Consider the following 19,564-nt stretch of genomic DNA (forward strand, 5'->3'; position numbering starts at 1 on the left):
AGACCCGCTCAACAACTGCTTAGGAGAAGACATGAACCCAGAAGCATTGAAAGCATTAGGACTGAACGATGACCAAGTCAAAGGCGCGATGGTTTTGTATGGTCAAGACTTGAATCCGCTCAAGGAGCAGGTGAATACCCTGACGTCTGAACGCGACGCGGCCAAGCAACAGGTGACCACCGTCACTGGACAGCTTGACCAGTTGCAGAAGGACCACAAGAGCGACAGCGACCTCAAGGCCGAGATTGACAAGCTCAAAGAAGCCAACTCACAGGCTGAAAAGGACGCTGCGGCGCAGCTGAACCGGGTGAAGCTAGACAGTGCCACAAATCTGGCTTTGCTCCAGTCTGGGGCGCTTAACACTAAGGCAGTGAACGCACTGATCAATAAGGATGCGCTCAAATTGGACGACAAGGGTAACCTGACTGGCCTCGACGACCAGCTCAAGGCACTCAAGGAAGCCGATGACAGCAAGTTCCTGTTCAAGGCTGTTACTCAAGAATCAAACAAGCCAAACAGCCCACAGATTACACCACCGGGTAATCCTAATGCGGACCCAGCCGGCGGCACGAGCATGGTCGACAAGATTGCTGCTCGCCTATCCGGCAAACAATCATAAAGGAGTGCATAAACTATGCCATTAGTATTAGACAGTAAAGACCTTGCCACCATTGACAATGAGTTCAAGGCGGACTCTCAGGTATGGGACTTGCTGACGCAGGGCGCCAAGTCCGTGACTGCCGCCGATTTCGTTGGTGCCAGTGAAGTGCGCATCAACAAGATGAGCGGCTTCGTGGACGCCACGCAGTACAAGCGCAACGGTGAAAATGCTCGCAACCAGATTAGCATCGAGAAGGAAACGGTTAAGCTGACCCACGAAGACTGGTTCGGCTATGACGTTGACCAGCTTGATGAATCCGAATCTGCTGCGCTCACTATTAACAACATCGTCACTGAACATCGCCGTCTGATCACCGTGCCGCACCGTGATCAAGTCGCAATCCAGGCACTGTACGACAACGCCGGAAACAAGGACGCGACCGTGGTGACCGAAGACAACGTGCTCAAGCTGTATGACGCTGCGGAAGAATACATGACCGACAACGAAGTACCGGGCGGTTACGTGATGTTCGTCTCTGCAGCATTCTACCGGATGCTCAAGAACGCCACCGGTGTGAACAAGTCCTTCACGACCAACCAGATGCAGATTGCCGGCATCAACCGCAACGTTGCGCAACTCGATGGTGGGGTGCCAATCGTCAAGGTTGCCAAGGATCGCATTCAAGGTCTGTCCATTGATGACACCATTCAGTTCATCCTGACCCCATTAACCGCCATTGCCCCAATCGTCAAGTTTGGCACGGTGGACACGGTTCCTGCTGCGCAAGATCGTTCCGGCTACCGCGACACCATCAAGGGCCTCGACTACTACGATGCCATCGTCTTTGACAATGCCAAGAAGGCCATCTACGTGAGTGCAGTCCCAAAAGCGTAGCGCCGGCGCCGGCCACTGGGCTCAAGATGAGCCAACAGACGGCCAGCATGAAGGTCGGCGATACTAAGCAGGTAACGGCTGCTGCTGAACCAGCTAACGCAAGTGATGCGGCTACCATCAACGGAGCCATCACGTATGCTTCCGATAACGAAGCCATCGCGACGGTGGCTGCTGATGGCACCATTACGGCTGTTGCTGAGGGTACGGCAAACATCACTGCTACGAGTGGCACCTTCACGGCATCCGTCAAGGTGACCGTGGCTGCCGCTGCCTAGGCGGTGATTAGATGGTCAATTCACTCTATGTCGGAGCGGAAGACTACATTCAGGCGATGCACGTCACAGCAGCCCCAGATGACTTTGACGAACTTTCTGCCCTCGCCGGAATGTACTTGGACGAAATTACCAACAACTACTATCAGACGCACGCCATTGATGATGATCCGTTTGAGTTGCGTGTAACGCGATTCAAGCGGGCGGTCATGCTGCAGATTAAGTACATGGCCGATACCGGCATCAAGTCGAGCACTCAGTACAAGGCGGCTCAGGCTCAAACGGTCAGCCAATCTATTGGTTCTACTACCGTCTCCAAGACGCTTGGTGATGCGGCGGCCAATGTGTCTGGCACGATTGTCTGCGATGATGCGCTGCGGTCATTTTCTGGCACTGGATTGCTGTACAGGGGAGTGATGCATCTATGAGTGCAATCCAACCAGACCGGACTTGGCTTAACGATACAGTGACGGTCGAACGATTCCTTGACGAAGGTGACTACAACAAGCCGACTTACGACAAGGCAATCACGCTGGCCCCTGTGCGCGTTGACCTGACCAAAAACTTCACCGGCGTGGGCGCGAATCGAACGATCGTGGCAAATGCTACGGTCTTTTTATTTGCCGCCTACACTGCTGGCTATCCGAACGCCATCGACGATAGTTGGCTGCAAGCACGGCTCACGTTCAACGACCACCCGTACAAAGTGGTCGACTGGTCGAGTCATGAGGAGCCTGACAGCAGCGCCCCGTTCAGCATCGAATTGAAGGTGATCTGATGGGCTTCTCAGTACAGGTCAATGACCGCGGCCTAAAGCGTAAGCTCAGCCGCCAAGGCTTTCAGCGTGGCATGGTCGTGATGGCCAACCAAGCGGCGGCTGACATGAACCAGTTTGTGCCAAAGAAGAACAACCACCTGAGAGAAAGCTCTGTCGTGGCCAGTGATGGGTCTAACATCCGTTACGTTGAGCCATACGCTCATCGTCAATGGGTCGGCGGCGTTGGTTGGCACTACACCACACCAGGCACCGGTCCGAAGTGGGATGAACGAGCCAAGAGCTTGTACATGAGCAAATGGCAGCACGCATTCGTGAAGGGGGCACAGCTCTAATGGATTTCAACGACCGTCTCAAGGAGGCCATCAACAGCCAGAAGATGCCGCTCCCGACAAGTATCGGGTTACCAGGCACAGCCGAGTCGGCGTCATTCTATGCAATGCCAGGCGGACAGGTAACAAGAGAGTACATGGATGGGGAGAAGGATGTCGCACTCGCCTATGAGTACGTCATTCACTCTCAAGACCAAGAGGCGGCTAATGACCAACTCTGGCAGGTTCAGAACTACCTTGAGACCTTGTCTGACCTAGACAGCCAGGATGGCAGCTACCAATTCGGCGGCATCAGCATCACAAGCAAGCCTGCGTTCTCTCAAGCTGAGGAACCGGGCTTCTTTTATTGGGTCGTGGACTTCACCGCGAACCTGACTACATTCAAGTGAGGAGGAATATCATGCGCAAAAAGAACGCAAAACGTCTGCACTACATCGCCCCATACACGAGCGATGAGGCACAACCAGCTGAGGATGACTGGCTGCCTTTGGCTCACTTCATCCAGACCATTGAGGATGACACCAAAGAGGACACGGACGATCAGGGCTTCTATGACGGTGACGGCAATACCGAAACCGTGCTGAATGGCCGTTCAGAAGTCTGGAATTTTTCAGGCTTCTACGACCCAGAAGACCCCGCCCAAGAATTGCTGGCCGGGCTTCGTCGCAAGACCAACGACGACGAGCGAAAGATTTGGCACAAGATTGTGGAGACCAATGGTGACACCGTTATTGGTGTTGCGAAGGCCATGGAAATCAAGGCGGGTGGCGGTGACGCTACGGACTACGAAGACTTCGAGGGCCATCTTGACTTCGTTCAAGCTCCGAAAGTGACACCTGCTGACCCAAAAGCGTAGCGGTGTCAGGGGTGACCTTGGCACCGACCTCGGCAAGCGTTGAAGTCGGTAAGACCGTTCAGCTGACCGCTACAGTTGCGCCTGATGATGCGACCGAAACTGGGGCGACCTTCGCGTCCAGCGATGATGGTATTGCAAAAGTAGACGATCATGGCCTGGTAACGGGCGTGGTCGCCGGCAGTGCTGACATCACTGTTACCACCAAAGACGGCGGTAAGACTGCGAAGTCAACGGTTGAAGTAACGGCTGCAGTAGAAGGCTAATCGAGCAAATCGTCGCCTAAGAAAGTCACAGTACAGGCAACCGGGCGACGAATCACTAGTAGCTGAATGGCGGAGGGGGCGGCAGTAGCTTGCTCCCTCCGCCATTTTTAGGAGGAAAAACATGGAAAAACTAGTTCTCGAGTCTTCGGTGGTTAAATTCGCCATTGAAATTGAAAACAAGAATGACGGTAAGACCACCGAGGTCGTTCTCGGGGTCGACTTCTCAGATGAGGCGTTGATTGCCGAAAAATCCAAGGCTGATCTGCGAAAAAAGAAGATTGCCCAACTGGAAGATGAATACAGCGATGTTGTCGGTAGCGAGTTAACTGATGACAATATCAAACGCGCACTCGAAGCCTTTGGAAAGACGTTGCAGCTAGCCTTCGATACCGATTTTGGAGCTGGCACTTATGACAACCTTGTGAAAGCAAGTGGCGGCAATAGCTTTATCAATCTGATTATTCTCTACCGACGCATTGATCAAATCGTGTCGAGCAAGATTGAAGCTAAACTCTCCAACATTCAGCGCAAGTCCGAAAACCGCAAAGCTCGCTACCTCAAGAACCGCAAGCGGCGCTAAGGCGGTGATGAGGCATGAATCTATATGATCCATGGCCAAACGAGGTGACTGTCAACCAGCACACGTACCGGCTCGACCTGAGCTTCGACAATGTGCTCTATGCGCTCAAAGCGCGTGGTGATGAAGGCATGACCATGATGGACCGCTGCGAGACTTTCCTGCAGTTGGTCATCAAGCAGGACATGCCGCCGGTGGCCGATTGGGTAGACGTGCACAACGCCATCATCGACCTGATCACCACAGCTAAGCAGAGACCAATGCGATACGACATCAACGGCGACCCCATCGAGCCGAAAGGCGATGGCGAACACATCAAGGCCGACTATGACTTTGACTTCGACGCATCTTACATCTATGCGGCATTCCGCCAGACGTATGGCATCGACCTGGTCAAAGAGCAGGGACAGCTTCACTGGCTGAGTTTTGTGGCGCTATTTGATGCGTTGCCCGACGACACCGCGTTCGTGCGGATTAGGCATATTAGGTCAACCAAGTTAAGCGACATCAAAGACAGGAAGCAAAAGGACGCTGTCAGAAGGCAGCAGCGCGCACTAGCGTTGCCTGATGACGAAAACGAAGAAGAAGGAGGTGACAGTTATGGCAGATGATGGGTCGGTTGTAATCAAGATCAAAGCTGATGGCGGTAATGAAGCGGTCGGCACGATGGACAAGCTCAAGAGCGCGATGAAGGGCTTGATTGCGCCTGGTGAAAGCGCAGGGAAGGTCTTCGGCGGGCTCAAAGATAAGCTTTCGCTGGGCGCTGTCATGGGCCTGGCACAGAAAGGCATTGAATCACTAGTCGGGGGCCTAGGAGATCTAGGCAGCCAGATTATTGATGCGAGCGATGCCATCGACAAATTCAAATCAACGATGGACTTCGCCGGCTTCACGAAGAAGCAAACCGCAGAGGCAACCAAGTCCGCAAAGGTGTACGCCGATAAGACCGTCTATGATCTCAACACCGTGCTCAACACGACCGCACAGTTAGCGGCCAACGGGGTCAAGAACTACACCGGCCTCACGCAAGCTGCCGGTAACCTGAACGCAGTTGCCGGCGGGAACGCTGACACCTTCAAGTCCGTGGCCATGGTCCTGACGCAAACCGCCGGGGCGGGCAAGCTGACCACCGAGAACTGGAACCAACTCACTGATGCCATTCCCGGCGCTTCTGGCAAGTTGCAGGAGGCCATGAAGAAGAACGGTGCCTATACCGGGAATTTCCGTGACGCGATGGAGAAGGGTCAGATCAGTGCCGGCGAGTTCAACAAGGCAATCGAACAGCTAGGCATGACCAAGGCCGCCAAGGATGCTGCCACTAGCACCCAGACCTTTGAAGGGGCTATCGGTAACCTCCAGGCGTCCTTTGTCACCGTCGGCACAGACTTTCTGAACAAATTCAAGGCGCCCATCACGCAAGGCATTACCGACGTGGCCAACGCCGTTCCAAAGATTACGGCAGGACTTGGCAATGTGCTGGGGTCAATCGGTAACCTGGCCAGCAAGTCCAATCTCGGGCCGATCATCAGCTCTCAGTTTGACAACATTTCATGGGATTCCATTTTGCGGCCGTTTCAGTCCACCTGGTCGACTATTCAGCAGACGGCTTCGCATCTAGACTTTAGCGGGGCCAAAACGGCGCTATCTTCCCTTGGCTCGCAGTTATCCTCGTATGCGGCCAATTGGGCACGCATGTGGGCGCCGATTGGTGATGGGCTGGTAACTGCCCTTGGCAAGGCCAACAACGCTCTGCAGCCGTTTTTCGCGTCATTCGCGAACATCGACTTCACTGCAATGTTTGCTCCGTTTCAGGGCATCGCCAACACAATCAAGACGACCCTATCTGGACTCGATTTCAGCGGCATTCAAGCGCTTGGCTCTCAGATTATCCCAGCATTACAGGCGGGCTTCCAGTCGTTCATGACGGTGGCCGGCCCAGCTATCAACGGCGTGGTCACCGCGTTCGGCAATTTATGGAATGCGGCGCAGCCGGTGGTCTCGACAATCGCCTCGGTACTGGTGCCAATCTTTCAGGTGCTCGGTGCTTATCTGGGCGGCGTGTTCTCGAGTGTTCTAAGTGGTATCTCGACTGCATTCAACTTCTTTGCTGGAGTGCTGAGGTTCATTCAGCCGCTGCTTAGTTTGCTAGCTCAAGGCTTCAAAGCTATTTCACCAGTGATCACAGCAGTGGCCGGATGGGTTGGCAAGCTGATAGGGGTATTCACCAACTTTGGCGGCGAGGCAGAGACGCTAAAGGCTGGCCTTTCCAACGCCTGGAATGGCATTAAATCAGCTGTTCAGACAGCCGGGTCCGGCGTGAAGGCAGTCGTTTCGATTGTCTCTGGGGTTTTCAAATCGCTGGGGTCAGCTGGTTCTGGACTGAAATCGGCATTATCTGCTGCTTGGTCTGGAATTGTTGGCGCGGTACGAACCGCAAAAGCGACTATCTCTGGTGTCATCGGCGCCATCAAGAGCATCTTCACTGGCTTAGGTCATATCAGCTTGAAGGGTGCCGGCGAGGCAATTATGAATGGCTTCATCGGCGGCTTAAAAGGCATCTGGGAAAAGGGCAAGAAATTCATCGGCGGCATTGCCGATTGGATCAAGAAGCACAAGGGCCCAATCAGCTACGATGCTCAGCTCCTGATTCCTGCCGGTAACGCAATCATGGATGGGTTGAATCGTGGGATTATCCATTCCTTTGATGCCGTGAAGAAGACCGTTGGCTCTGTGACCGGGAAGCTGGCTGACGCTGCGATGGTGAATACGACCGTGGGCTTATCCAGTGCGGTGCAGCCTGAGGCGTTGGCTGGTAGTCACTATACTGCCATTCCAAGCAACCAGGTCATTAACAACTACAGCACAACAACGAACGTGGGCGAGACACAGCCTCGAGTCATCGAGGTTCACGTCAGCGCCAACATCGACAAGCGGGAATTATCTCGCGAGATAGCTGAACCGGTCAAGATTGAAATTGACCGCATGCAGCGTACAAGCAATCACAGAAAGGGTTTGATATAGGTGGCCTTCCAATGGTGGTTTAACGGTCAAGATATGAGCAATCATCTCGAGACGAACAGTGTCGAGCGCAATATCGGCCAGAATCGTAAGGCGAGCCTCCAGAAGCTCGGCGTATCATCGGGCAAGAGATTTCAATACACCTCTGCAGATGAAGGCAAGGTGACTGTGTCCTTCCTGATTCGTAGAGATATGGTGGCCAAGCGCCGGGAGATTGCGGGGCTGTTGTCCTCGAATGAGCCGCAGCAGCTAATCTTCGGTGACGAACCCGACAAGTATTATCTAGCAATCGCAGACGACCAGATTAGCCTCTCGGAGAAGTTTCGACATGGTAATGGTGAGGTAACGTTCATCGTCCCCGATGGTGTGGCGCATTCGCTGACAACGAAGACGACTGATAACATCGCCAATGACGGCACTCTGGGCGATGAATTGGTCGTCCAAAACGACGGCACCTATCCGGTGTATCCAGTCATTGAGGCGACGATGCACAGCGACAACGGTGTGCTGACGCTGATAAACGAATCTAATGGTGGCGTTATTCAGCTCGGTAATCCTGGAGAAATCGATGGGGTCCAAGCTCCAGATTCTGAAACTGTGTTTCATTACAATCTGCTATCAGCTCCGAGTGGCGTAGCGGTTAATACCGGGACAATCAATTATCCCACCTATCCATATGGCTCTAATCCAGGGCCTAATACTATTGCTGGTAGTTGGGACTACGCTAAGGCTCCAGATGCGGCAACGCCAGTCTTGAATCGTACCTCAGCTATGCACTGGGCGGGGCCAACTTATCACGGCCCAATCAAAGCCAATGCGGCTGGCGTGAATACCGGCAACTTACTTTGGTCGAATCGGTTCAACATTAGCACCAACGTAGGTGCATTGGGTCGAGTAGAGTTCAGTTTACAGTCTGGCGATGATATAGCCGTCTGTTTTGTGATGCGTGACAGTACGCAAGCTGCGGACGCGTTGACCGTTGAAGGGTGGGTCAATGGCCAAAATGTATTTAGTCAGGATCTCAACCGAAAGCTGTTTACCAATGGTATGTATGGAATTGTTGAGTCAAAATTGGGCAATACAATTTCATTCACACTGACCAAAATTAAACAGCTGTCTCCGAACGGCATCATATCATCGGCGCAAACCATGTTCCCACCAGTCACTATTGACGGGGTGGCAGATACACCGATTGATTCATTCACGGTTTGGATGGCAGGATTTAGCAACAAGACGGGGTGGACGATTAATTGGTCCGATAGTCAATTTCAGTGGGTTAATGTTGACTACTGGAAAGACTTGCCTAATCGTTTCACGGACGGCGATACCTTGCTAATCGATCCGTCGCAGATCAAAGTATTTGTCAACGATGTGGAAGATCGCACCATTCACGCCATTGACAATGATTGGGAGAAGTTTCAGCTTGATCCGGGGGAAACAAAGATCAAGGTAATTGTTTCTGATTTTGCAACCACTCCAACAGTGGTTGCCACATATAGGGAGGCGTTCCTATGATTCTTTATTTTGCTAAACACCCGACCTTTGACCTCGTCGGTACTGCATCCACCGAGCAAACAGAATCAATCCGGCTTTCAGATAATGGTAGTCAAAAGGGTGAGTATCGATCAGTAAGCGGCGGCTATCGCTCATATGGTGCTACTGTTTATTTTCAGCCAGATCAGTCGACACACGTCAAGGAAATGACTGCTCCTGGCAATTACATTCTTTACAAAGATCGCAATGGGGAATCGGTCTGGCTAACCATTCGGACGTGTGAACATGATCCTCTGGCTGGCTATGACACCATTACGGCAGAAGATGCGAGCATGGATCTGATCAACGAAACGGTTGATGCTTACACAGCGCCAAAGGCGATGACGGCGGCTGAATACATCAACTTATTTGTTACCGATTCCGGCTTTGAGATTGGCGTGAATGAAATTCCAACGCTGACACGTACGCTAAAGTGGGAGTCCGAAGAAGTAACTGCCCTGAATAGGATCCTCTCGGTGGCCATTCAATTTGATGTTGAGTTGAGCTTTCGCTTCGAGATTGACGGATTAACTGCGGTTAAAAAATACATTGATCTCCGTAAGCACATCGGCAGGGACCGTAGAACTGAGCTAACTGTTGATAGCCAACTAAACAACCTTGTGACGAGTACTGATGTCGACGAACTCTATACCTCGGTGTACGCTACAGGGGCCACGCCAGAAGGCGCAAATCAGCCTATCAGTTTGAAAGGCTATTCGTGGACTGATCCTGATGGCAGGTTTGTGTTAAAAAGTGACGGCTCCCTTCGTGATCCAGTGGCTAACCAATCATGGTCGCGTTTACCGGCCAAAGATTCCTTGACCAGTGGCTTTATCAATCGAGTAAAAACCTACGAGGCACAAACGCAAGCGACGCTTTTGCAATCAGCTTTGAGTGATTTGAAGCAGCACAACCATCCAGCCGTAACTTATACCGTCGATATTGCCGTTCTTCCTGACGATATCCAAGTTGGCGATACGGTGCACCTACGAGACGAGAAGGAACAGTTATTTCTAACAGCACGAGTGCTGGAGTTGACTTACTCTTACTCAACAGAGTCAGGTACTGCAACGCTAGGAGATTACCTGATTGAAGCCAGTGAAGTCGATCCTGCGTATAGAGCGCTTGCGGAAGAACTTGCCAAGCAGAACAAAGGCAAGGACGGGGTCGGTCTAAAGGCGTCTGTGGTCACCTATCAAGCTGGAACATCAGGTACGGTAGCGCCGACTGGCGAGTGGGCAGACACTGTCCCAGAAGTTGCGCCAAGCCAGTTCCTATGGTCGCGCACAGTGTTAAACATGACTGATGGGTCGTCGAGCACAACCTACAGTGTCGGTAAAATTGGTGACACTGGCAAGCCTGGCAATGGAATTCAGTCATCAATCGTGACTTATCAAGTCGGTACCAGTGGGACGACTGCCCCGACGGGCACATGGAGTTCTACCGTACCTACGGTATCGCAAGGCGCCTATCTATGGTCTCGAATTATCACGACGTACACAGATGGGACACAAAACACGGCGTATAGCGTTGCTTATCAGGCTAAAGATGGTGCAGATGGCAAACCGGGCAGCCAAGATGTGCCCATGACGTATGTACAAGTGACGCAGCCAACCGGCAAGATTGTGACGGATTCGACTTGGTGGGTGGGCGATAGCATGAAGACGGCCACTGCGCTCAAACGTTGGAACGGTTCAGATTGGGTTCCTGACACGATTGCCCAAGCCGTCCTGAACATTATCGAGTTGAATGCGGTGACGATTAACGCCGGGACACTGAATTCTCCAGATATAAATGTCCCGTTTTCGCATGCTGTGATTGACACCGACGGGCCCACTTATGGCTCGGGCAAGATGACATTTTCTGGTGCCGCGTTTGCCATCGATGGGACGACCGATGATATCGGGCAGAAGTTTCACTTGGGCTTCAGTCCCTCAGGATTCTCCAGTGAAATTTACGATGCTGACGGTCACTTGCAGAATCTGGCCAGCATGATCAAAGGCCAACTGGATTTATACTATGGTAGTGGGGACGCGGTGAACGGCGGCTCGATCGATGGCCTGTTGGCCGAGCAGCTGAACAATGTTGGCCGAGTGCTATGGTCTGGAAAGACGCAGCTGGGCGATAATCAAAGCATCACGCCATCTCTGCCGTTGAGTAAGTGCTTAAACGGATGGAAACTTGGGCTTGCAATCGGCGGCGGCAATCGCTTCTTTTGGTACTACCTCTCAAAAGAGCGGGCACTTGAGTCACCAAACCTTGGGCATTTGGTGCCAATATTTGACTTTAACGTTGGCGGCGGTGGCCAATACTACTATGTTTCGGACACCAAATTAACGGGTAACTCTTCGGTTAACCTCAACAATAGCGTGGGCTCAGCCTATTACATCTACGAAATACGAGCATTTTAGGGGGCTTGACATGGAAACCAAAGAAAAAATCAGGGTACTTTTTACACTGGACTCCGATGGCTACATCATAGGCTATCAGCAAGAATTCTATGACGGCAAAGAATGGGTAGCCCCGTTTGACACTAGCAAGGCAGTTGAGGTGGCCCCGGCAGACTTGGCTGGCATCTGTTTGGGAGCCTCAAAGGTATCGGCAGAGGGCATTATAACTACCGATGAGGACAAGCGGGCAGAGCTTGAAGCAGAAGCCAATAAGGTGATTCCCACGGCCGAACAGCAGATGATCAATGCACTGGGCTTGCAAAACGCGCAATTGGCGGCAGAAGTCACCGCGCTCACCGAAAAGTTAGGGGGCGAGAGCTGATGCGAGACTTTGTAAAACAGATGTACACATGGGGTTGCCCGATAGAGGGCTATGTAGAATCTGGAGCAATCACGTCTGATGAGTATAAACAGATTACCGGTAATGAATACGTCGCTGGGGCAAACGCCTAGCGGTATTTTTGTGAAAGGAAGTATGAAGATGTGGATTTTAAGAGTTGGTTAGACATTTTCGTAGAGTTGGGCGGTGGGGCTTTGTTTGGTTGGTTTTTAAGCCAGTGGCAGACGCATCGAAAGCACGGAAAGGCGATTGATGCGGGACTTGTCGGATTGCTTCATCATGAGGTTTACATGCTGTGCAACCACCATATCGAAACTGGTTATATCAGCACGGATGACTTGGACGATTTGAACTACCTTTTCCGCAGCTACAAAGCATTAGGCGGAAATGGAACGGGTGAAGCACTGTACAACAAGGTTTTACAACTTCAAATTAAAAACTGAAAGGAAGGTTTAACATGAAGATTAACTGGAAAGTACGAGTATTGAGCGTCAAATTCTGGCTGGCCCTAGTGCCGGCTATTTTATTGCTTGCGCAAGCTGTGGCTGCGCCTTTTGGATACAAGTGGGACTTTGCAAACTTGGGTACGCAGCTGACCGGCATCGTCAACGCAGCCTTCGCCGTGCTGTCTATTCTTGGTGTGGTCACTGATCCTACCACCGCAGGTGTCGGTGATAGCACGCAAGCTATTGGCTACACTGCGCTCAAGAAGGAGGACAAGTAGCATGACGGTTTCTATTGATGGCACCATCAAGTACATGCAGCAGATGCACGTGACATATAGCATGAATGGTAGCCGGTCTGGTGCAGATGGCACGGCTGACTGCTCTGGCGCGGTTGTCACAGCTCTGTGTAGCGGTGGTAAAGCCCAGCCGACCAAGACATGGCTGTACAACACGGAGTACATGCACGACTGGCTCAAGTCAATCGGCTATGTACTCATTGCCGAAAACCACAGCTTCAACCCACAGCGTGGCGACATTTTCATCTGGGGGCGGCGCGGACGCTCTAGCGGCGGGTTCGGCCACACCGGTATCTTTGTCGACACCGGTCACATCATCCACTGCAACTATCACGACAACGGGGTCAACACGACCGAGTATATGGATCGCTGGCTTGGAGCTGGTCGGCCGTACTATTACATTTATCGTTATCAAGGCACACCAGTCAGTGGCACCGGTACGAACTACTCGCCAGATTCGACATTAGGCAAGTTGTCAGTTGATGGTGACTGGGGCCGGGCAACCACACAGGCTTCGCAACGGCTCTACGGATCACCTGTTGATGGGGAGGTATCTGCGCAATACCCGTGGAACAACTTCAAGAACGCGGTATATGGCTTTACCTACGACACTACGAACCCAGCCGGTTCTCAAATCATTGCAAAGTTCCAGCGTGCGCTCGGCCTGGAAGCTGATGGCCTGCTTGGCCCTGAAACCATTAAGGCGATGCAACGCAAGCTGGGCACACCTGTTGACGGAATTATCAGCCCGCATAGTAAGATGGTCATCGCCATGCAAAAGAAACTTAACGCTGGCGTTAAGCCTTTTTAACTGCACAAATACTGCTGTATAGTTGAGTAAACTAATGGCGAGGTGAGAGTATGGGCGAACTAAATTGGAATCAGTTGCTTATCGGTGCTCTAAGTGGAAGCGTACTGAGTGGACTTGGTAGCTGGCTCTTTTACAATCAACGACTTGCACGCGAACGAAAGTCTGGTGGTAAAAAGATGATAGCCGATGAGATGTTGAAAGCATTAGAGGCTGTTCGAGACTTTGAACGAAAAATTAGGACCATCGAAAATGTATGGCCTGATATGGACGCGACAAAAGACCCGTTCGATGGGTTGGCCTATCCTGCGTTTATGTTTGATCAATCTGCATTCTGCTCATACTTGAATGAGCTGGGCCACGTTCTAGATATAGCCGAACCATACTTGGATAGAAAAACAGTGGCGTACTTGTATGCATTTCAGCGATACCTTCTCTCACTAGCTAGAGCGGCGCGAATAGGCGAAGGAACATCAGAAGTGATAGTGCGTCAAGCAGGGGTTACTCATAAAGCTGAGATAGATCGGTGGCAAAGACACATTGATTCCCATGTCGTGAAATGCATTAACCGCCACCCATGGAAACTACAATCATTGAGTGGCCTGAGATGGGACCTTCTTCGCAGCCGAATTATCAAAAAATATCAGTTACAGTGATCAGTTAGCCTTACTCGCTTCGGCGGGTGGGGCTATTTTTTGATGCTTGCCTACGATTTGCCAACGCGAATTGGCGTGGATATAAATGGACATCAATTAAATTGAATGAACATCAACATTTCGGTGCTGATAACGGCAATTTAAACAATGTATATAATAGGAAGAAACACACATAATCAGCATCAAAAACGGGGTGAGATAAGAAGCGTTTATGAGTATCTTGAATATGAACAGCGAGGATACAAAAGGTAAGTAGGCACTATTCAACATCTGTCAAGCGAGCAACCCATGAAGGCCAATTTCTGAATCCGAGATAACCTTGCCTTTTTGGCTTAAGAATGCGGCAAAGGCTATCCTACCTTGTTGCCTGTGAACGCAAGACTCTAAAACGTTGATTGCGGTAGAAAAGCTTGAGAGGATGCAAAAGAGCAGACGTTGTCACCCGCCATGTGGGTGACAACGTCTGCTCTTTATTTTGGTGGTTCTCCTACTTGCTTTCCTTGGCCTCTTCCATTGCTTTCATGATGGAAGGGTTCTTGGAATGGCAGTCTTTAATCATCTGGTAGTCAGCTTCACTGAGTTCTACGGTATATTTGGCCATGATATCCCTCTTTTCTATAGTGACATGATAGCATCCTGGCGAAATTTCACAAGACGGCCCTCAAGCATCAAGCGAGAGTGAGGCGACATGAACGCACTCGACCTCTTGCGGCTAGACTAGAGTAGCGTCAGTTCCTGATGTTGTCACTCGCCAGCCGCTAGCCTATAATCTGGTATGTACCGCCGATAGGGCTTTCAATGAGCCGACGTTGGCGTCAAAGCGGACTGAGCAAGGTCTGCCAATCAGTAAATGAAGGTTATTTAACATCACACAAGAAGAAAACGATACAGGAAGGGCCGAACCGGTCATGAAAACAAAGTATGAATTGATTGCTGACGCCTTGCGCCAGAAAATCATGGATCACGATTACGAAGTAGGCGATCAGCTGCCCCAGGAAACGGTTCTGGGTAAGGCCTATAACGCCAGCCGCATCACTATACGGCGGGCACTGGATGAACTGCAGACTGATGGTCTGATTTATAAGATTCAAGGGGCGGGGACTTTTGTTAAAAACAATGAGTTGCCGGACGAGGGCCCGTTGCCGCTTGATTTGATTCCACTCGATACCGTCACCATCGAAGCCGTGGATTTCGCAGTGGTTAAGGCGCCCAGCTTTTTGAAGCCGCTCCTTAATGTGAATGACTATGATTTTGTCTATGAGATCAAGCGCCGCTTTTCGCAGGCCGGCCAGCCGGTGGCGTTTAACCATATTTGGATGCCCATCAAGTTGATCCAAGGGATGCGACTCGATGTCATCAAAGGCTCGCTCTACGACTTCATCAGCAACGATTTGGATCTGAGTCCTGAATCAGCCAAGCGCCAGTATACAGTGATTGAAGCCACTCAAGATGAGGCGGAGCAGTTGAACGTGGCGGCCGAAACCCCGCTTTTGCGCGTCAAGCAGCAGACTTATCTTAGTGAAGGGCGGATGTTTGAATACGCCCACATCGACATTGTCACTTCTAGGTATCAGCTCGAGCAAACGCTCGCTTAATCTTTTTTTGCCATTATTTGTTATAACATCTAAAAAGGGTATTGACTGTAAGCGCTTCGCGACCTATATTATTCTTTGTAAAGGGTTCCATTACCGATTACAGGGAGGATTTGTTATGACATTAAAGATTGGCCTGTTTTGTTCAGGCGGGATGTCAACGAGTCTTGTTGGCTCGAAGATGCAAAAGGTTTACGATGCGGCTGGCCGCGATGTTGAGGTCAGTGCTTCGGATTTTTCCATGATCGATGAACTCGGTGATGAGCTGGATGTGATTTTGATCGCACCGCAAATCAGTTGGGCTTATGATCAGGTGGTTGAACAGCATCCCAATACCAAAGTCATTGCGTTGTCGATGGCTGAGTTTGGTCAAATGAATGGCCAGACCATTGTGGATAAGCTGGATAAAGAAGGGGTGACAACAGATGGCAAATAGTGGGGCATGGAATAAGTTCCAGGCGGGCTTTACGAAGGCCGCCGGGAAAATTGCCGCGAACAAATTGCTACTGACCTTGCGGGATTCCTTTATTCTCGTGGCCTCAACAACAATGATTGCCGGGTTTGCGACGATGATTTCTTCAGTTTTCGTTGACCCGTTGAATGGGTTGATTTTTGGTAAACAAGGGCTGCAATTAGGTAAGATGATTGGTGGCTCTTGGGGCGCTTGGTCGAAGTCGGGTTTGTTCTCCGGCTTGCAATCCACCCAAGGCTTGATCGGGTTGATTGCTAACGGGTCCTTGAACCTGTTGTCCTTGCTGCTGGTCATGGTGTTTGCTTACATTTTGTCGCGCAAATACTATCCTAAGAACAAGGAACATATGATTTCTGTTTTGTACGCAATGGGTGCTTTCTTTATTTGCTTACCGTGGCAGTTCAATTTTGTTAACGGTAAGGAGACGGTTAACGTCACCAACGCCATTAATTCCACATATCTTGGCACCCAAGGCGTTTTCGCTGCTCTGGTGATTTCCGGGGTTGCGGTTGTGATTTACAACGAGATCTTGAAACGCAACATCACCATCAAAATGCCTGAATCCGTTCCACCGGCCGTTGCCCGGAGCTTCGAATCCTTAATTCCAGGCTTGATCACCATGTTGTTCTTCGTCTGCGCGACCGGCTTGGCCAATGCTTTGGCAGATAAGTCCATTCCAGATCTCCTATTGTCCTTGCTACAAAAGCCAGCGCTGGCCGTTTCTGGGACCGCCGCTTTCGCCTTTGTTTCTCAGTTTACTTGGTCACTGCTGCAGTGGTTTGGGATTCACCCAACGTCAATTTGGGGCCCAATCTTTGGTTTGACCTGGAACATTAATGATACCGAAAACATGCTGGGCCAAGCGCATCACTTGTACTCCACCATGTTCATGAACTTCTCCACGATTGCTGCCGGCACCTTTGCTTTGGCGCCAGTCCTTGCCATCATCATTGCATCGCGGCAGATTTCCGAAAAGAAGATTTCTAAGATTGCATTGATGCCAGCGATTTTCAATATTTCCGAACCGATTACTTTCGGCCTGCCAATTGTTTTGAACCCACTGTACGCGATTCCGTTTATCATCGTGCAGCCACTGTGCTTCTACATTGCGGTGTTCTTCACCAAGATTGGGTTCATTGGCGTGATTTCCAACAATGTGCCTTGGACTGTGCCGCCGATTCTGTCTGGCTTGCTGTTCTCAGGCTCAATCAATGGTGCGATTGTGCAAATCATTAACTTGGCAGTTGCCACGTTGATCTGGATTCCATTCGTCAAGATGTCTAATCGCATCACCCAGCAACGTGAAGCCGCCAAAGAAGCGGCAGGTGAAGCTTAATGGATGAGAAACAACTCCAGAGGGCAATGAATTTGATTGCGGTCGCCGGCAATGCTCGCTCCGAGGCTGTGCAGGCGATGCACCTGGCTGACGACGCCAAGTTCGCCGAAGCGGATGAGATGCTTGAGAAGGCCAAAAAAGACCTCCATCAGGCTCACAATGTGCAAACCGAATGGATGTCAGCCGAAATGAATGGCGAAGTGGTAGAGAAGTCAATTCTGCTGATTCATTCCCAAGACCATTTCATCGCTGCTGATATCATGATGACCGTGGCGACGCAGTACTTGGGTCAGGCCAAACGGCTCCACGCCTTGGAGGCGAAGGTGAATGGCTGATCAGTTGACCTTAGCGCCACTGTTTTCCGAGGGCGCCATCATTCAAGGCGAGCAGCCAGTGACGATTTTTGGCTGGGGCACCCCTGGCTTGCGCGTAAAGGTGGCTTTGGGGCAGTCCGTTCGGCAAACCATTACGCCTGCCAATGAAAAATGGACGGTTCAGTTTCCGGCCCAAGCCTACGATCAGACACTGACGCTGACCGTAGCGGCGGCCAGTGCGTCGGTCACGCGCCACGTGCAAACCGGTGATGTGTACTTGGTAGCTGGCCAGTCCAACATCGAATACAAAATGGCCGACGATGCTGATTTTGAGGCCGCTCGGGCCAACTTCACCGCGACCAACCTGTCATTTTATTACACGCCGCAAGTGGAGTACGAGACGAAGCGCCGGTTCGGTTGGGCGGATGAACCTGATCCCCGGTGGCAAAAACTGACTGCTGAGAACTTGGGTCAGGTGTCGGCGGTGGCATATTACGCGTTGACACAGGTCGCTGCTAACCACCCAGACCGACCCATCGGCATGTTGCAATGTTATAAAGGTGGCACCAGTGCTTCAAGTTGGATTTCTGAAGCTAACTTGAAAGCCGATGCAAAGCTCGCAGACGCGTATGTTAAACCTTATGAGGCCGCAGTGACTGGGCGCAACCAAGCCGATTTTGACGCCGATGAGGCCAAGTATGAGGCTACTGTGACGGCATACAACCAGAAGAAGGCCGCCTACATTGAAGCACATCCAGAACTGAGTTTGGAAGCCGTGAAGATGCATGTTGGCCATACGCCATGGCCGCCGCCAATGCAGCCTAAGAGCTACTTGCGGCCGAATGGTTTGTACCACACGATGGTCCAAAAAACCGCGCCTTACACGGTCAAAGCGATGGTGTGGTATCAAGGAGAGAATGACGCCGATCATGCGCCGCTATACGACCGTTTGTTGCCGCGGCTAATTACCGAATGGCGGCGGGATTTAGGCAATCCAGGGCTGCCTGTGTTCGTGATTCAGCTTCCTCAGTATCAGGATGAGCCGCACCATGCCTGGGCCCAAATTCGCCAGGCGCAGTGGCAAACGTCGCAAGCCTTGAATGATTGCACGTTAGTTTCGCTGGTTGACACTGGCGAACATCACAACATTCATCCCGTGCATAAACAAGCCAGCGGCGAGCGCCTCGGCCAAGCCTTGTTGAGTGGTGAAGGCACGCCAACCGTCGTGGCAGTTGACCGCGTGGCTGATCAGATCAGCCTGAAGGTCGCGCCGGCGACGAGCTTAAGCGCAAAACAGGGCGACGGCATTGAAGCGTTAATTGATGGCACTTGGCAGTCTGTTGATTTTGAGCTTGACGGTACCACGTTGAACGTTAAGGCACCCAAGGCGAAAGCGCTGCGGTACGCGTATCGCAACGCGCCAGCGCCAGTGATTTTCAATGAAGCTAAGCTGCCACTGAGTCCATTTTTGATTGCATTCTAGGCTAATGAAACAGGCCAATCTGGCATTGCGATAATCCCTTTGTGGTTGTCAGATGAAATATCATAATTCATCTGATAATCATGGAGGGATTTTTGTATGCCTAGAGCCAAGTACTCGGCAACGGAGAAACTTGCGTTGTTAGAAGAATTCTGGCGGTCCAATCTGGCCAGAGCCACCTTTGCACGACAACATCGAATTGGCAAAACCCCGTTCACTTCATGGCTTGCACGCTATGAACGTGATGGTATCG

General features: G+C 51.3%; 24 protein-coding genes and 1 pseudogene. All 25 read left to right on the forward strand.

Features of this window, described 5'->3' with window-relative positions; genetic code table 11:
* Positions 1 to 31 precede the first annotated feature (31 nt).
* The 25 genes and pseudogenes from AAA927_RS07515 (at position 32) to AAA927_RS07635 (ending at position 19,314) form a co-directional block, all read left to right on the forward strand.
* Positions 32 to 619: a phage scaffolding protein gene (locus tag AAA927_RS07515; RefSeq protein WP_270235864.1), complete on the forward strand. Its 588-nt coding sequence runs from the start codon at positions 32 to 34 to the stop codon at positions 617 to 619.
* 15 nt (positions 620 to 634) lie between these two features.
* Positions 635 to 1,495 (forward strand): capsid protein, encoded by an 861-nt coding sequence (locus tag AAA927_RS07520; RefSeq protein WP_338217137.1) that lies wholly within the window; start codon positions 635 to 637, stop codon positions 1,493 to 1,495.
* 26 nt (positions 1,496 to 1,521) lie between these two features.
* A complete protein-coding gene (locus tag AAA927_RS07525) occupies positions 1,522 to 1,770 on the forward strand; it encodes an Ig-like domain-containing protein (RefSeq protein WP_338217139.1) in 249 nt (82 codons plus the stop codon).
* 11 nt (positions 1,771 to 1,781) lie between these two features.
* Entirely contained in the window at positions 1,782 to 2,195 is a 414-nt protein-coding gene (locus AAA927_RS07530) for a head-tail connector protein (RefSeq protein ID WP_338217142.1), read from the forward strand.
* Positions 2,192 to 2,545, forward strand: coding sequence for a putative minor capsid protein (locus AAA927_RS07535; protein WP_338217144.1), 354 nt, complete (start codon positions 2,192 to 2,194; stop codon positions 2,543 to 2,545). Before AAA927_RS07530 ends, AAA927_RS07535 begins: the two co-directional genes overlap by 4 nt.
* The gene (locus tag AAA927_RS07540; RefSeq protein ID WP_338217146.1) at positions 2,545 to 2,877 is read left to right on the forward strand and encodes a minor capsid protein; all 333 of its coding nucleotides are present in this window, start codon (positions 2,545 to 2,547) and stop codon (positions 2,875 to 2,877) included. The genes AAA927_RS07535 and AAA927_RS07540 overlap by 1 nt, the downstream gene beginning before the upstream one ends.
* Positions 2,877 to 3,263, forward strand: a complete 387-nt coding sequence (locus AAA927_RS07545; RefSeq protein ID WP_164506115.1) for a phage tail terminator protein — start codon at positions 2,877 to 2,879, stop codon at positions 3,261 to 3,263. Before AAA927_RS07540 ends, AAA927_RS07545 begins: the two co-directional genes overlap by 1 nt.
* Positions 3,264 to 3,274: 11 nt before the next feature.
* Entirely contained in the window at positions 3,275 to 3,730 is a 456-nt protein-coding gene (locus AAA927_RS07550; RefSeq protein WP_338217149.1) for a phage tail tube protein, read from the forward strand.
* An 11-nt stretch (positions 3,731 to 3,741) separates the two neighbouring features.
* The gene (locus AAA927_RS07555) at positions 3,742 to 3,993 is read left to right on the forward strand and encodes an Ig-like domain-containing protein (RefSeq protein ID WP_338217151.1); all 252 of its coding nucleotides are present in this window, start codon (positions 3,742 to 3,744) and stop codon (positions 3,991 to 3,993) included.
* Between the two features lie 121 nt (positions 3,994 to 4,114).
* Positions 4,115 to 4,573, forward strand: a complete 459-nt coding sequence (locus AAA927_RS07560) for a hypothetical protein (protein WP_338217153.1) — start codon at positions 4,115 to 4,117, stop codon at positions 4,571 to 4,573.
* 14 nt (positions 4,574 to 4,587) lie between these two features.
* Positions 4,588 to 5,181 (forward strand): Gp15 family bacteriophage protein, encoded by a 594-nt coding sequence (locus AAA927_RS07565; RefSeq protein WP_338217155.1) that lies wholly within the window; start codon positions 4,588 to 4,590, stop codon positions 5,179 to 5,181.
* On the forward strand, positions 5,171 to 7,591 hold the full coding sequence (locus tag AAA927_RS07570; protein WP_338217157.1) for a tape measure protein: 2,421 nt from the start codon (positions 5,171 to 5,173) through the stop codon (positions 7,589 to 7,591). The genes AAA927_RS07565 and AAA927_RS07570 overlap by 11 nt, the downstream gene beginning before the upstream one ends.
* The gene (locus tag AAA927_RS07575) at positions 7,592 to 9,103 is read left to right on the forward strand and encodes a distal tail protein Dit (protein ID WP_338217159.1); all 1,512 of its coding nucleotides are present in this window, start codon (positions 7,592 to 7,594) and stop codon (positions 9,101 to 9,103) included.
* Positions 9,100 to 11,532, forward strand: a complete 2,433-nt coding sequence (locus AAA927_RS07580; protein ID WP_338217161.1) for a phage tail spike protein — start codon at positions 9,100 to 9,102, stop codon at positions 11,530 to 11,532. The genes AAA927_RS07575 and AAA927_RS07580 overlap by 4 nt, the downstream gene beginning before the upstream one ends.
* A 10-nt stretch (positions 11,533 to 11,542) precedes the next feature.
* Positions 11,543 to 11,893: a phage infection protein gene (locus AAA927_RS07585; RefSeq protein ID WP_338217163.1), complete on the forward strand. Its 351-nt coding sequence runs from the start codon at positions 11,543 to 11,545 to the stop codon at positions 11,891 to 11,893.
* Positions 11,893 to 12,024, forward strand: coding sequence for an XkdX family protein (locus tag AAA927_RS07590; protein ID WP_494515715.1), 132 nt, complete (start codon positions 11,893 to 11,895; stop codon positions 12,022 to 12,024). The genes AAA927_RS07585 and AAA927_RS07590 overlap by 1 nt, the downstream gene beginning before the upstream one ends.
* Positions 12,025 to 12,054: 30 nt before the next feature.
* Positions 12,055 to 12,354, forward strand: coding sequence for a hypothetical protein (locus AAA927_RS07595; protein ID WP_236000518.1), 300 nt, complete (start codon positions 12,055 to 12,057; stop codon positions 12,352 to 12,354).
* 14 nt (positions 12,355 to 12,368) lie between these two features.
* A pseudogene (locus AAA927_RS07600) lies at positions 12,369 to 12,617 on the forward strand (phage holin); the annotation flags it as partial.
* Positions 12,618 to 12,636: 19 nt separating this feature from the next.
* Positions 12,637 to 13,464 carry a peptidoglycan amidohydrolase family protein gene (locus AAA927_RS07605; RefSeq protein WP_338217165.1) on the forward strand — a complete coding sequence of 276 codons (828 nt, stop codon included), beginning with the start codon at positions 12,637 to 12,639 and terminating at the stop codon, positions 13,462 to 13,464.
* A gap of 50 nt (positions 13,465 to 13,514) precedes the next feature.
* Positions 13,515 to 14,117 carry a hypothetical protein gene (locus tag AAA927_RS07610; RefSeq protein WP_338217167.1) on the forward strand — a complete coding sequence of 201 codons (603 nt, stop codon included), beginning with the start codon at positions 13,515 to 13,517 and terminating at the stop codon, positions 14,115 to 14,117.
* 908 nt (positions 14,118 to 15,025) lie between these two features.
* On the forward strand, positions 15,026 to 15,712 hold the full coding sequence (locus AAA927_RS07615) for a GntR family transcriptional regulator (protein ID WP_338217169.1): 687 nt from the start codon (positions 15,026 to 15,028) through the stop codon (positions 15,710 to 15,712).
* A 115-nt stretch (positions 15,713 to 15,827) separates the two neighbouring features.
* Positions 15,828 to 16,145: a PTS sugar transporter subunit IIB gene (locus AAA927_RS07620; RefSeq protein ID WP_125579144.1), complete on the forward strand. Its 318-nt coding sequence runs from the start codon at positions 15,828 to 15,830 to the stop codon at positions 16,143 to 16,145.
* Entirely contained in the window at positions 16,135 to 17,517 is a 1,383-nt protein-coding gene (locus AAA927_RS07625) for a PTS sugar transporter subunit IIC (RefSeq protein ID WP_338217172.1), read from the forward strand. The genes AAA927_RS07620 and AAA927_RS07625 overlap by 11 nt, the downstream gene beginning before the upstream one ends.
* Positions 17,517 to 17,852 (forward strand): PTS lactose/cellobiose transporter subunit IIA, encoded by a 336-nt coding sequence (locus AAA927_RS07630; protein ID WP_338217173.1) that lies wholly within the window; start codon positions 17,517 to 17,519, stop codon positions 17,850 to 17,852. The genes AAA927_RS07625 and AAA927_RS07630 overlap by 1 nt, the downstream gene beginning before the upstream one ends.
* Positions 17,845 to 19,314, forward strand: a complete 1,470-nt coding sequence (locus AAA927_RS07635; protein ID WP_338217174.1) for a sialate O-acetylesterase — start codon at positions 17,845 to 17,847, stop codon at positions 19,312 to 19,314. The genes AAA927_RS07630 and AAA927_RS07635 overlap by 8 nt, the downstream gene beginning before the upstream one ends.
* Positions 19,315 to 19,564 lie beyond the last annotated feature (250 nt).

It is taken from the genome of Lacticaseibacillus salsurivasis, assembly GCF_036246225.1.
GTDB lineage: Bacteria > Bacillota > Bacilli > Lactobacillales > Lactobacillaceae > Lacticaseibacillus > Lacticaseibacillus salsurivasis.

Bases quoted from the DNA above. Each gene is read 5' to 3' on its own strand.
- AAA927_RS07515 (WP_270235864.1), top strand. From the start codon at position 32: ATGAACCCAGAAGCATTGAAAGCATTAGGACTGAACGATGACCAAGTC.
- AAA927_RS07520 (WP_338217137.1), top strand. From the start codon at position 635: ATGCCATTAGTATTAGACAGTAAAGACCTTGCCACCATTGACAATGAG.
- AAA927_RS07525 (WP_338217139.1), top strand. From the start codon at position 1,522: ATGAGCCAACAGACGGCCAGCATGAAGGTCGGCGATACTAAGCAGGTA.
- AAA927_RS07530 (WP_338217142.1), top strand. From the start codon at position 1,782: ATGGTCAATTCACTCTATGTCGGAGCGGAAGACTACATTCAGGCGATG.
- AAA927_RS07535 (WP_338217144.1), top strand. From the start codon at position 2,192: ATGAGTGCAATCCAACCAGACCGGACTTGGCTTAACGATACAGTGACG.
- AAA927_RS07540 (WP_338217146.1), top strand. From the start codon at position 2,545: ATGGGCTTCTCAGTACAGGTCAATGACCGCGGCCTAAAGCGTAAGCTC.
- AAA927_RS07545 (WP_164506115.1), top strand. From the start codon at position 2,877: ATGGATTTCAACGACCGTCTCAAGGAGGCCATCAACAGCCAGAAGATG.
- AAA927_RS07550 (WP_338217149.1), top strand. From the start codon at position 3,275: ATGCGCAAAAAGAACGCAAAACGTCTGCACTACATCGCCCCATACACG.
- AAA927_RS07560 (WP_338217153.1), top strand. From the start codon at position 4,115: ATGGAAAAACTAGTTCTCGAGTCTTCGGTGGTTAAATTCGCCATTGAA.
- AAA927_RS07565 (WP_338217155.1), top strand. From the start codon at position 4,588: ATGAATCTATATGATCCATGGCCAAACGAGGTGACTGTCAACCAGCAC.
- AAA927_RS07570 (WP_338217157.1), top strand. From the start codon at position 5,171: ATGGCAGATGATGGGTCGGTTGTAATCAAGATCAAAGCTGATGGCGGT.
- AAA927_RS07580 (WP_338217161.1), top strand. From the start codon at position 9,100: ATGATTCTTTATTTTGCTAAACACCCGACCTTTGACCTCGTCGGTACT.
- AAA927_RS07585 (WP_338217163.1), top strand. From the start codon at position 11,543: ATGGAAACCAAAGAAAAAATCAGGGTACTTTTTACACTGGACTCCGAT.
- AAA927_RS07590 (WP_494515715.1), top strand. From the start codon at position 11,893: ATGCGAGACTTTGTAAAACAGATGTACACATGGGGTTGCCCGATAGAG.
- AAA927_RS07605 (WP_338217165.1), top strand. From the start codon at position 12,637: ATGACGGTTTCTATTGATGGCACCATCAAGTACATGCAGCAGATGCAC.
- AAA927_RS07610 (WP_338217167.1), top strand. From the start codon at position 13,515: ATGGGCGAACTAAATTGGAATCAGTTGCTTATCGGTGCTCTAAGTGGA.
- AAA927_RS07615 (WP_338217169.1), top strand. From the start codon at position 15,026: ATGAAAACAAAGTATGAATTGATTGCTGACGCCTTGCGCCAGAAAATC.
- AAA927_RS07620 (WP_125579144.1), top strand. From the start codon at position 15,828: ATGACATTAAAGATTGGCCTGTTTTGTTCAGGCGGGATGTCAACGAGT.
- AAA927_RS07625 (WP_338217172.1), top strand. From the start codon at position 16,135: ATGGCAAATAGTGGGGCATGGAATAAGTTCCAGGCGGGCTTTACGAAG.
- AAA927_RS07630 (WP_338217173.1), top strand. From the start codon at position 17,517: ATGGATGAGAAACAACTCCAGAGGGCAATGAATTTGATTGCGGTCGCC.
- AAA927_RS07635 (WP_338217174.1), top strand. From the start codon at position 17,845: ATGGCTGATCAGTTGACCTTAGCGCCACTGTTTTCCGAGGGCGCCATC.